Below are 12,248 nucleotides of genomic sequence, written 5' to 3' on the forward strand. Positions count from 1 at the left end.
ATCAATCATGACGAAAATTACATTTCAACTTAAATCAAGGCTGGTAGCATGAAAAGTTATTCCGTGGATAAATTATCAACACTCGAACGCGAAGCATTAATCAAACAAGCAATAGCCGAAAATTTAAAACGCAAGCAATTAAAGAACACTTCTATCCCTCATGCCGACCGTGACCAGCGTCTACCGCTGTCCTTCGCTCAACAGCGGCTCTGGTTTCTCGCCCAAATGGAAGGTGCCAGCGAAGCCTATCATATCGCCGGCGGGATACGGCTGACGGGCGCGCTGGACGTGGCGGCCCTGCGGCGCGCCCTGGACCGGATCGTGGCCCGTCACGAAGCCTTGCGCACACTCTTCATCGAGCAGGACGGCGAGGCCAGCCAACTGATTCTGAACACTAACGGCGGCTTCACGCTCTTGGAACACGATCTCAGTACCGACACCAGCCCCTCGGCCGCCTTGGCCCGGCTCTCCGAACAGGAAGCCCAGGCGCCGTTCGATCTGGCCCGGGGCCCGCTGGCGCGAGGCCGCCTGGTCCGGCTGGCGGCCGACGAACACGTGTTGCTGATCACCCTGCATCATATCATTGCCGACGGCTGGTCCATGGGCGTGCTGATCGACGAACTGGGCCGCCTCTACGCGAGCTACAGCCGTGGCGAAGGCGACCCCTTGCCGCCGCTGCCGATCCAGTACGCCGACTATGCCGTCTGGCAGCGGCGCTGGGTCGAAGGCGAACAGCTGCACACCCAGGCGGCTTACTGGCAACAGACTCTCATGGGCGCGCCCGCCCTGCTGGAACTGCCCAGCGACCGGCCGAGGCCGGCGCAGCAGGACTATGCCGGCGCCCTGCTGGCCGTCCGGTTGGAAGCCGACCTCAGCGCGCGGCTCAAAGCCTTCAGCCAGCAGCACGGCGCGACCCTGTTCATGACCCTGCTGGCCGGCTGGGCCCTGACCCTCTCGCGGCTCTCGGGCCAGGACGACCTGGTGATCGGTACTTCCTCGGCCAACCGGGGCCGGGCCGAAATCGAAGGTCTGATCGGCTTCTTCGTCAACACCCTGGCCCTGCGGATCGACCTGTCGGATTCACCCACGGTCGCGGCCCTGATCGAACGCATCAAGATCCAGACCCTCAATGCCCAGGCCCACCAGGACATCCCGTTCGAACAGGTCGTCGAAATCGTGCAGCCGCCTCGTAGCCTCGCGCATGCCCCGTTGTTCCAGGTCATGTTCGACTGGCAAAACACGCCCGGCGGGAAACTGAGCCTGCCCGGCCTCAGCCTGGCGCCGGTGGACGTGGCGCGCGCCAGCGCCCAATTCGACCTCAGCCTTTCGCTGCAAGAAGACGGCGACGCCATCGTCGGCAGTCTCGAATATGCCACGGCGCTGTTTGACCAAGACACCGTCGCCCGTTACCTGGGCTACTGGCAAGCCCTGCTGGCCGGCATGGTGGCGGACGACAGCCAGGCCGTCACCCGTTTGCCGATGATCAGCGAGGCCGAGCGTCGCCAGGTGCTGTACGGCTGGAACGCCACCCAAGCCGACTATCCCAAGGACCGCTGCGCCCACGAACTGTTTGAGGCGCAGGCGCTGCAAACACCCGAGGCCGATGCCCTGATATGGGACGGCGGCCGGCTGAGCTACGCCGAGCTTAACGTCAAAACCAACCAGCTGGCGCACCATTTGCGCGGTTTGGGGGTCGGCCCCGACGACCGGGTCGCGATCTGCGCCGAGCGCGGGCCGGACATGATCATCGGCCTGCTGGCCATTCTCAAGGCCGGCGGCGCCTACGTGCCGCTGGACCCGGCCTATCCCGAGGAACGACTGGCCTACATGCTGACCGACAGCGCCCCGGCGGTGCTGCTGATACAAAGCGGGCTGGCCGCGCGCTTCGCCGACTGCGCGCCGGCGGTACCGCGCCTGCTGCTCGACGCCGACCCGGCGCCCTGGGCGGCACAGCCTGGCGCTAACCTGGACCCGCAAGCGCTGGGCCTGACGCCACGGCACCTGGCCTACGTCATCTACACCTCCGGCTCGACCGGCCAGCCCAAGGGCGTGATGATCGAACACCAGTCCCTGGTCAATTATTCCCTGGGGGCGGCCGAGGTGTTCGAGCTGACCGGCGCCGATACCGTCCTGCAGCAGAACTCCCTGAATTTCGACCTGTCCGTCGAAGAGATCTTCCCGGCGCTGCTGTCCGGGGCGACGCTGGCGCCGAGCGAGCGGCTGTTCGGCATGGACAGCGACCTACGCCCGACCTTCGTGCACCTGACCGCCGCGCACTGGCACACCCTGGTGGCGGAATGGGAACGCTCGCCGGACAAGGCGCGCGAACAACTGGCCGGCGTCAGATTGCTCAACGTGACCGGCGACGCGCTGTCGCCGCAAAAGCTGCAAGCCTGGGAAGCGCTCTGGCCCGATAAGCCAACCAAACTGGTCAACACCTACGGCCCCACCGAAGCCACCGTCTCCTGCACGGCCGCCTACGTCAAACACAACCCAGAAATGGCCAGCGTCACCATCGGCAGGCCCATGGCCAATACCCGCCTCTACTTCCTCGATGCCCAGGGCGAACCGGTCCCGATCGGTGTCGCCGGCGAAATCCACGTGGCCGGCGACGGCGTCGCCCGCGGCTACCTCAATCGCCCGGAGCTGAACGCCGAACGTTTTATCCAAGATCCGTTCAGTAACGAACCCGAAGCCCGGCTGTACAAGACCGGCGACCTGGGCCGCTGGTTGGCCGACGGCAGTATCGAATTCCTCGGCCGCAACGACTTCCAGGTCAAGGTGCGCGGCTTTCGCATCGAACTGGGCGAGATCGAGGCCCGGCTGGCCGCACATCCGGCGGTGCGGGAAACGGCGGTGCTGGCCCGCGAGGACGGCGCCGGCGGCAAACGCCTGGTAGCCTACTACACCAGTGACGCCGACGTGAGCGTGGACAGTCTGCGCGCGCACCTGGCCGAGGCATTGCCCGAATACATGGTGCCGGCCGCTTTCGTGCCGCTGGAAGCGCTGCCGCTGACCGTCAACGGCAAGCTGGACCGCAAGGCGCTGCCGGAACCGGATGCCGACGCCCTGCAAACGCGGCAGTACGAAGCGCCGCAAGGCGAGGCCGAACAAACCCTGGCGGCGATCTGGGCCGAGCTGCTCAAGGTCGATCAGGTCGGCCGGCACGACAACTTCTTCGAACTGGGCGGGCATTCCTTGCTGGCGGTGACCTTGATCGCGCGCATGCGCCAGGCCGGGCTGAATACCGACGTGCGGGAACTGTTCGCCGCGCCGACGCTGGCCGGACTGGCGGCACTGGCCGATAGCGGCAACGCCTCCGAGCAACTGGTTATCCCTCCCAACCGTATTCCGGTCGGCTGCACGGCCATTACCCCGGACCTGCTGCCGCTGGTCAGCCTGGAACAGGCCGATATCGACCGCATCACGGCCGCCGTGCCGGGCGGGGCGGCCAACGTGCAGGACATCTATCCGCTGGCGCCGCTGCAGGAAGGCATTCTGTTCCACCACCTGATGGAATCCGAAGGGGATGCCTACCTGATGCCGGTCCTGATGGCGTTCGATACGCGCGAGCGTCTCGATGGATTCTTGACAGCTCTGCAGGCGGTGATCGACCGCCACGACATCCTGCGCACGGCCGTGGCCTGGGAAGGCCTGCCGGAACCGGTGCAGGTGGTCTGGCGCGCAGCGAAACTGGCGATTGAGGACGTCGTCATCGACCCTGAAGCGGGCGAGACGGCCGAACAATTGGCGGAACGCTACGATCCGAGACAGTATCGCCTCGACATGAGAGTCGCTCCGTTGATCAACGGGTTCATCGCCTATGATCCCGGGGAAGGGCGCTGGCTGCTGTTGCTGTTGGCTCACCATTTGGCGTTCGATAATACCGCGCTGGACCTCCTGCTGGAGGAGATCCGGATGCACCAGCTGGGCCAGGCAGAGCAATTGCCGGCGCCGCTGCCGTTCCGCAATTTCGTCGCACAGTCGCGGCTGGGAATGAAGCCGGAAGAGCACGAAGCCTTTTTCCGCGGCATGCTGGCGGATGTCGACGAGCCCACGGCACCGTTCGGCCTGCTCGACGTCCTGGGCGACGGCAGCCGGGCTCAGGAAGCCAGGCTAGCCATCGCCCAGGACCTGGCGCGCCGGGTGCGGGAACAGGCCAGGTCCCTGGGCATCAGCGCCGCCGGTTTGTTTCATCTGGCCTGGGCCAGTGTTTTGGCTCGGACTTCCGGGCGCGATGACGTGGTCTTCGGCACGGTGCTGTTCGGGCGCATGCAGGGCGGCGAGGGCGCTGACCGGACGCTGGGGATGTTCATCAACACCTTGCCGCTGCGAGTGCGGCTGGCCCAGGGCAGTGTCCTGGAACAGGTCCGTGACGTGCAGAGTCGGCTGGCCGGCCTGCTGCGCCATGAACATGTGCCGCTGAGCCTGGCGCAACGCTGCAGCGGCGTGCAGGCGCCGGCGCCGTTGTTCAGCGCGCTGCTCAACTACCGGTACAGCCAGACCGAGGGATCGGCGGGCAGCGTCGCCGCCTGGCAGGGTATCGAAATTCTGTCATCGGGCGAAGAGCGCTGCAACTACCCGATCGTGTTATCCGTGGATGACCTGGGCGAAGGGTTTTCGCTGTCGGCGCAAACCCTGTCGCCGGCGGCGCCGGAACGGCTGTGCGCCCTGATGCACAGGGCGCTGGAAAACCTGCTCGACGCCCTGGAAAGCGCACCGGACACTGCCATGCGCCGGATCGGCGTGCTGCCGGAGGCCGAGCGCCGCCAGGTGCTTTACGACTGGAACGCCACCCAGGCCGACTATCCCAGGGACCGCTGCCTTCACGAACTGTTCGAGGCACAGGTTGCCCGCAGCCCCGAGGCCGATGCCGTGGTATGGGACGGCAAGCGGCTGAGTTACGCCGAGCTCAATGCCCGGGCCAACCGCCTGGCGCACTACCTGCGCAGCCTGGGCGTGAAGCCCGACGACCGGGTGGCGATCTGCCTGGAACGCGGCTTCGAGCTGGTGATCAGCCTGCTGGCCGTGCTCAAGGCGGGGGCAGCCTATGTGCCGCTGGACCCGGCGTATCCCGAGGAGCGGCTGGCCTACATGCTGGCCGATAGCGTTCCGCTGGCGCTGTTGACCGATGCCGGGCTCAAGGCCCGGCTGGCAGAGCGCTCAGGCGGCGCCAGAGTGATCGATCTTTCAAGTGACGCGGCACAATGGGCTCATCAGCCCTCCGATAATCCGGACCTGGCGGCAGTCGGCCTGACCCCGCGGCATCTGGCCTATGTGATCTACACCTCCGGCTCCACCGGCCAGCCCAAGGGCGTCATGGTGCCGCACGCCGGCGTGATGAACCTGGTCAGCTGGCACAACCGGCAGTTCCAGGTGAGCGCCGCCGACCGGGCCACGCAACTGGCGGGCCTGGCCTTCGACGCCAGCGCCTGGGAAACCTGGCCGTACCTGCTGGCCGGCGCCAGCCTGCACCTGGTCCGGCCCGAACTGCTGGGCCAGCCGGAGGCGCTGTGGCAACGGCTGGCCGACGATCGCATCACGGTGGCGTTCATGCCGACGCCGCTGGCGGAACTGATGCTGACGACCCCCCGGCCCGAACAGCTGGCCCTGCGCTGCCTGCTGGCCGGCGGCGACCGGCTGCACGGCTATCCGCCGGCCGGATTGCCGTTCGAATTGGTCAACAACTACGGCCCCACCGAGAACAGCGTGGTTTCGACCTCCTGCCCGGTGCCGGCCGGAAATGAGGGCCTGCCGCCGATCGGCAAGCCCATCGCCAACACCCACGTCTACCTGCTGGACTCTCATCTCGAACCCGTTCCGGTCGGCGTCATGGGCGAGCTGTATGTGGGCGGCGCCGGGCTGGCGAGAGGCTATCTGAACCGGCCCGAGCTGACCGCCGAACGCTTTATCGCCGATCCATTCAACAACGATCCCCAGGCCCGGCTGTACAAGACCGGCGACCTGGGCCGCTGGCGGGAAGACGGCAGCATCGAATTCCTGGGCCGCAATGATTTTCAGGTCAAGGTGCGCGGCTTCCGCATCGAGCTGGGCGAGATCGAGGCGCAGCTGGCCGCTTGTCCTGGCGTGCACGAGGCCGTCGTCATTGCCCGTGAAGACCATCCCGGCGACAAGCGCCTGGTAGCCTATCTGACGGCTTCCGCCGAGCTCAACATTGATGAACTGCGTGCCCAGCTCAAGGCCGTGCTGCCCGAGTACATGGTGCCCAGCGCCTTTATGATCCTGGACGCGCTGCCGCTGACCCCGAACGGCAAACTGGACCGCAAGGCCCTGCCAGTGCCGGAGGGCGATGCTTATGGCGCACGTGAGTATGAAGCGCCGCAAGGTGAGCAGGAGGAAGCCCTGGCGGCGATCTGGCAGGATATCCTAGGGATCGAGCGCGTCGGACGCCATGACCACTTCTTCGAGCTGGGCGGCCATTCGCTGCTGGCGGTGCAGGTGATCACCCGCATCCGGCAGGGCATGGGATGCGAGCTGGCCTTGCGCGACCTGTTCGACCATCCGGTCCTGCAGGATCTGGCCAGACAGCTGCAACAGAGCGATGCAAACACTCTGGCGCCGATCGAGCGAGCCGATCGCGGCCAGCCTTTGCCGCTATCCTTCGCCCAGCAACGGCTCTGGTTCATCGCCCAGATGGAAGGCGCCAGCGAAGCCTACCATATCGCCGGCGGGATACGGCTGACGGGCGTGCTGGATGAGGCGGCCCTGCGGCGCGCGCTGGACCGGATCGTGGCCCGCCACGAGGCCTTGCGCACGCTCTTCATCGAGCAGGACGGCGAGGCCAGTCAACTGATTCTGAACACTAACGGCGGCTTCACGCTCTTGGAACACGATCTCAGTACCGACGCCAGCCCCTCGGCCGCCTTGGCCCGGCTCTCCGAACAGGAAGCCCAGGCGCCGTTCGATCTGGCCCGGGGCCCGCTGGCGCGAGGCCGCCTGGTCCGGCTGGCGGCCGACGAACACGTGTTGCTGATCACCCTGCATCACATCATTGCCGACGGCTGGTCCATGGGCGTGCTGATCGACGAACTGGGCCGCCTCTACGCGAGCTACAGCCGCGGCGAAGGCGACCCCTTGCCGCCGCTGCCGATCCAGTACGCCGACTATGCCGTCTGGCAGCGGCGCTGGGTCGAAGGCGAACAGCTGCACACCCAGGCGGCTTACTGGCGACAGACCCTTGCGGGCGCGCCCGCCCTGCTGGAACTGCCCAGTGACCGGCCGAGGCCGGCGCAGCAGGACTATGCCGGCGCCCAGCTGGCCGTCCGGCTGGACGCCGACCTCAGCGCGCGGCTCAAAGCCTTCAGCCAGCAGCACGGCGCGACCCTGTTCATGACCCTGCTGGCCGGCTGGGCCCTGACCCTGTCGCGGCTCTCGGGCCAAGACGATGTGGTGATCGGTACGCCTTCGGCCAACCGGGGGCGGGCCGAAATCGAGGGCCTGATCGGCTTCTTCGTCAACACCCTGGCCCTGCGGATCGACCTGTCGGATTCGCCCACGGTCGCGGATTTGGTCGAGCGAGTCAAAATCCAGACCCTCAATGCCCAGGCCCACCAGGACATCCCGTTCGAACAGGTCGTCGAAATCGTGCAGCCGCCTCGCAGCCTCGCGCATGCCCCGTTGTTCCAGGTCATGTTCGGCTGGCAAAACACGCCCGGCTGGGAGCTGAGCCTGTCCGGCCTCAGCCTGGCGCCGGTGGATGTGGCGCACGCTAGCGCCCAATTCGACCTGAGCCTCTTGCTGAGAGAAGACGGCGACGCCATCGTCGGCAGTCTCGAATATGCCACGGCGCTGTTTGACCAAGACACCGTCGCCCGTTACCTGGGCTACTGGCAAGCCCTGCTGGCCGGCATGGTGGCGGACGACAGCCAGGCCGTCACCCGTTTGCCGATGCTCGGCGAGGCCGAGCGCCGCCAGGTGCTGTACGGCTGGAACGCCACCCAGGCCGACTATCCTAAAGCGAGTTGCGTCCACGAACTGTTCGAGGCGCAGGCGTTGCAAACACCCGAGGCCGATGCCGTGGTATGGAACGGCGGCCGGCTGAGCTACGCCGAACTCAACGCCCGGGCCAACCGCCTGGCGCACCATTTACGCCGCATAGGCGTCGCTGCCGGCGATTTCATCCCGGTCGTTATGGCGCGCAGTGTGGAGATGCTGGTAGCGCAGCTGGCCGTACTGAAAAGCGGCTGTGCCTACGTGCCGATCGATCCGGAGTTTCCAGCGGACCGGCAGGCGTTCATGATCCAGGATTGTCAGGCCAGGCAGGTGATCGTTGCGCAAGACAGCGCGGCCGGCCGGGACTGGCCAGGCGTTCAGGTGCTTGACCTGGCGCAGGCAAACGAGGCCATCGCCCATTGCTCATCGGCCGATTTACACCTGCAAAGAGCGGCCGATACGCCGGCGTATATCATGTATACCTCAGGATCGACAGGCGTGCCCAAGGGCGTGATCGTTCCTCACCGCGCGATCAACCGGCTCGTCATCAACAATGGCTATGCGCGGATTGAGCCGACAGACTGTATCGCACACTGCAGCAACCCCGCCTTCGATGCCTCGACCTTTGAAATCTGGGGGGCTTTATTAAACGGTGCGCGCCTACTGATTATTCCGCAATCCGCCGTTCTTGAGCCTGAAACGTTCGCCCATAGCCTTACCGAGCAGGGCGCGACGACCCTGTTTTTGACGACGGCGCTGTTCAATCAATATGCCGTCATATTGCCTACGGCACTGGCTCGATTAAAACATTTGCTCTTCGGTGGCGAGAGGGCCTCCCCGGCTATTGCCAAGCAGTTCCTGGACAGCCAGCCTCAATGTCGCTTGCTTAATGTCTACGGCCCTACTGAAACAACGACATTTGCTACTTCCTATTCAGTTGAAGCCATCGCCGAGCAGGCCGAGAGCATTCCCATCGGCCGTCCGATCACGAATACCCAGATCTATATCCTGGACCCTCAGCGGCAACCGGTGCCTATTGGCGTGGCCGGCGAAATCTACATCGGTGGACCGGGCGTGGCGCAGGGCTACCTGAACCGGCCGGAACTGACCGCCGAGCGTTTCATCGCCGATCCTTTCGTCAACGAGCCCGGGGCTCAGCTTTACAAAACGGGTGATCTGGGCTGTTGGCGTGCGGATGGCAACATCGACTATCTGGGCCGCAATGACCATCAGGTCAAGATCCGCGGCTTCCGCATCGAACCGGGCGAGATCGAAGCCCGGCTGGCCGAATACACGGGAGTACGGGAAACGGCCGTGCTGGCCCGCGAGGACGTCCCTGGCGACAAACGCCTGGTGGCCTACTACACCGGCGACGCCGAAGTGACGGTGGACCGCCTGCGCGCGTACCTGGCCGAGACGCTGCCCGAGTACATGGTGCCCGCGGCTTTCGTGCCGCTGGAAGCGCTGCCGCTGACCGCCAACGGCAAGCTGGACCGCAAAGCGCTGCCGGTGCCGGAGGGCGATGCTTATGGCGCACGTGAGTATGAGGCGCCGCAAGGCGAGACGGAAGAAACCCTGGCCGCCCTCTGGACTGAACTGCTCAAGCTTGAACAGGTCGGCCGCCACGACAATTTCTTCGAACTGGGCGGACATTCGTTGCTGGCGGTGACCTTAATCGCGCGCATGCGCCGGGCCGGGCTGAACACCGACGTGCAAGCCTTGTTCACCACGCCGACGCTGGCCGGGCTGGCTGCCGCAGTCGGCGGCGATTCCCTGCAGGTCCTGGTGCCGCCTAACGCTATTCCGGCCGATGCGACGGCCATTACCCCGGACCTGCTGCCGCTGGTCAGTCTGGCGCAGGCCGATATCGACCGCATCACGGCCGCCGTGCCGGGCGGGGCGGCCAACGTGCAGGACATCTATCCGCTGGCGCCGCTGCAGGAAGGCATTCTGTTCCACCATTTGATGGAATCCGAAGGAGATGCCTACCTGCTGCCGCACCTGATGGCGTTCGACACGCGCGAGCGTCTCGACAGTTTCCTGAGCGCCCTGCAGGCGGTGATAGCGCGCCACGACATCCTGCGCACGGCCGTGGCCTGGGAAGGCCTGCCGGAACCGGTGCAGGTGGTCTGGCGGGCAGCGGAACTGGCGATCGAGGAGGTCGTCATCGACCCTGAAACCGGCGATACGGCCGAACAGTTGCAGGAACGTTACGATCCGAGACATTATCGCGTCGACGTGCGAGTCGCGCCGATGATCAACGGCTTTACCGCCCATGATCCCAGGGAAGGGCGTTGGCTGCTGTTGCTATTGACGCACCATCTGGCGCTCGATCACACCGCGCTGGCCATCCTGCTGGAAGAGATCCAGATGCACCAGCTGAATCAGGCAGAGCAACTGCCGGCGCCGCTGCCGTTCCGCAATTTCGTCGCGCAGGCCCGACTGGGGATGAAACCGGAAGAGCACGAAGCCTTTTTCCGCGGCATGCTGGCCGATGTCGACGAGCCGACGGCACCGTTCGGTCTGCTCGACGTATTGGGCGACGGCAGCGGTATTCAGGAAGCCGAGCTGACCGTCGCCACGGACCTGGCGCGCCGGCTGCGGGAACAGTCCCGGACCCTGGGCATCAGCGCCGCAGGTTTGTTCCATCTGGCCTGGGCCGCGGTACTGTCTCGGACCTCCGGGCGCGATGACGTGGTGTTCGGCACAGTGCTGTTCGGGCGCATGCAGAGCGGCGAGGGCGCCGGGCGGGTGCTGGGGATGTTCATCAACACCCTGCCGTTGCGAGTGCGGCTGGACCAGGGCAGTGTCCTGGAACAGGTCCGTGACGTGCAGAACCGGCTGGCCGGCCTGCTGCGCCATGAACATGCGCCGCTGAGCCTGGCGCAACGCTGCAGCGGCGTGCAGGCGCCGGCGCCGCTGTTCAGCGCACTGCTCAACTACCGGCACAGCCAGGTCGACGCCTCGGCGGACAGTGCCGCCGCCTGGCAGGGCATCGAAACCCTGTCGGGCGGAGAGCGCACCAACTACCCGATCGTGCTGGATGTGGACGACCTGGGCGAAGGCTTCTCGCTGACCGCGCAAACCCTGCCGCCAGTGGCGCCGGAAAGGTTGTGCGCGATGATGCACACGGCGCTGGAAAACCTGATCACTGCCCTGGAAAACGCACCGGATACCGCCATGGGCCGGATCGGCGTGCTGCCGGAGGCCGAGCGCCGCCAGGTGCTTTACGACTGGAACGCCACCCAGGCCGACTACCCTCAATATAACTGTGTCCATGAACTGTTCGAGGCGCAAGTGCGGGATACGCCCGATGCTCCGGCGGTGGTGTTCGAGGATCAGACGCTGAGCTATGCCGAACTCAACGCCCGGGCCAACCGCCTGGCGCACTACCTGCGCCGTTCGGGCGTGGGCCCCGATGTTCTGGTCGCGATCTGCGCCGAGCGCAGCCTGGAGATGGTGGTGGGTCTGCTGGGCATCCTGAAGGCCGGCGGCGCCTATGTGCCGCTGGACCCGGCCTATCCGGAGGACCGGCTGGCCTACATGCTGGCTGATGCCGCGCCCAGGGTGCTGCTGACGCAAGAGCGGCTCAAGGGCATTCTGCCCTGGACCGAGTCCCGTATGATCGCACTGGACAGCGACTGGCGTCGGATCGCCGAACAGCCGGACACGAACCTGCCGCCGCAATCACTGGGCCTGACCTCCCGGCACCTGGCCTACGTCATCTATACCTCCGGCTCGACCGGGCAGCCCAAAGGGGCGATGAACGAGCACCGCGGTGTGGTCAACCGGCTCAACTGGATGCAGAAAGCCTACGGACTGACAGCTGACGACGCCGTCCTGCAAAAGACCCCCTTCAGCTTCGATGTCTCGGTCTGGGAATTTTTCTGGCCGTTATTCACCGGCGCGCGTCTGGTGATGGCGAAGCCCGAAGGTCATAAAGACCCGCTCTATCTCAGCGAAGTCATCCGGCGGCAGCGCATCACCACGCTGCACTTCGTGCCGCCGATGCTGCAGATCTTTCTGGAGCACGGCAAAGCCGCGGACTGCACCAGCCTGCGGCGGGTGATCTGCAGCGGCGAGGCCTTGCCGGTCGCGTTGAGCAACCGTTTTCATGAACTGCTGACTCATTCGGAATTGCACAATCTCTACGGCCCGACCGAAGCTGCCATAGACGTCACGGCCTGGGCCTGCGAAGCCGGGACCTCGACGAACAGCATCCCGATCGGCCGGCCGATCGACAACACCCGGATCTACATCCTGGATGCCCAGGGCCAACCGGTCCCGGTCGGCGT

At 65.6% G+C, this 12,248-nt stretch carries 1 protein-coding gene; it reads left to right on the top strand.

Annotated features, from left to right (window positions below; genetic code table 11):
- Positions 1-48 precede the first annotated feature (48 nt).
- Positions 49-12,248 (top strand): non-ribosomal peptide synthetase (locus METMA_RS24965; RefSeq protein ID WP_020160420.1); only part of this gene is annotated, 12,200 nt, incomplete at its 3' end.

Source organism: Methylobacter marinus A45 (genome assembly GCF_000383855.1).
Lineage (GTDB): Bacteria > Pseudomonadota > Gammaproteobacteria > Methylococcales > Methylomonadaceae > Methylobacter > Methylobacter marinus.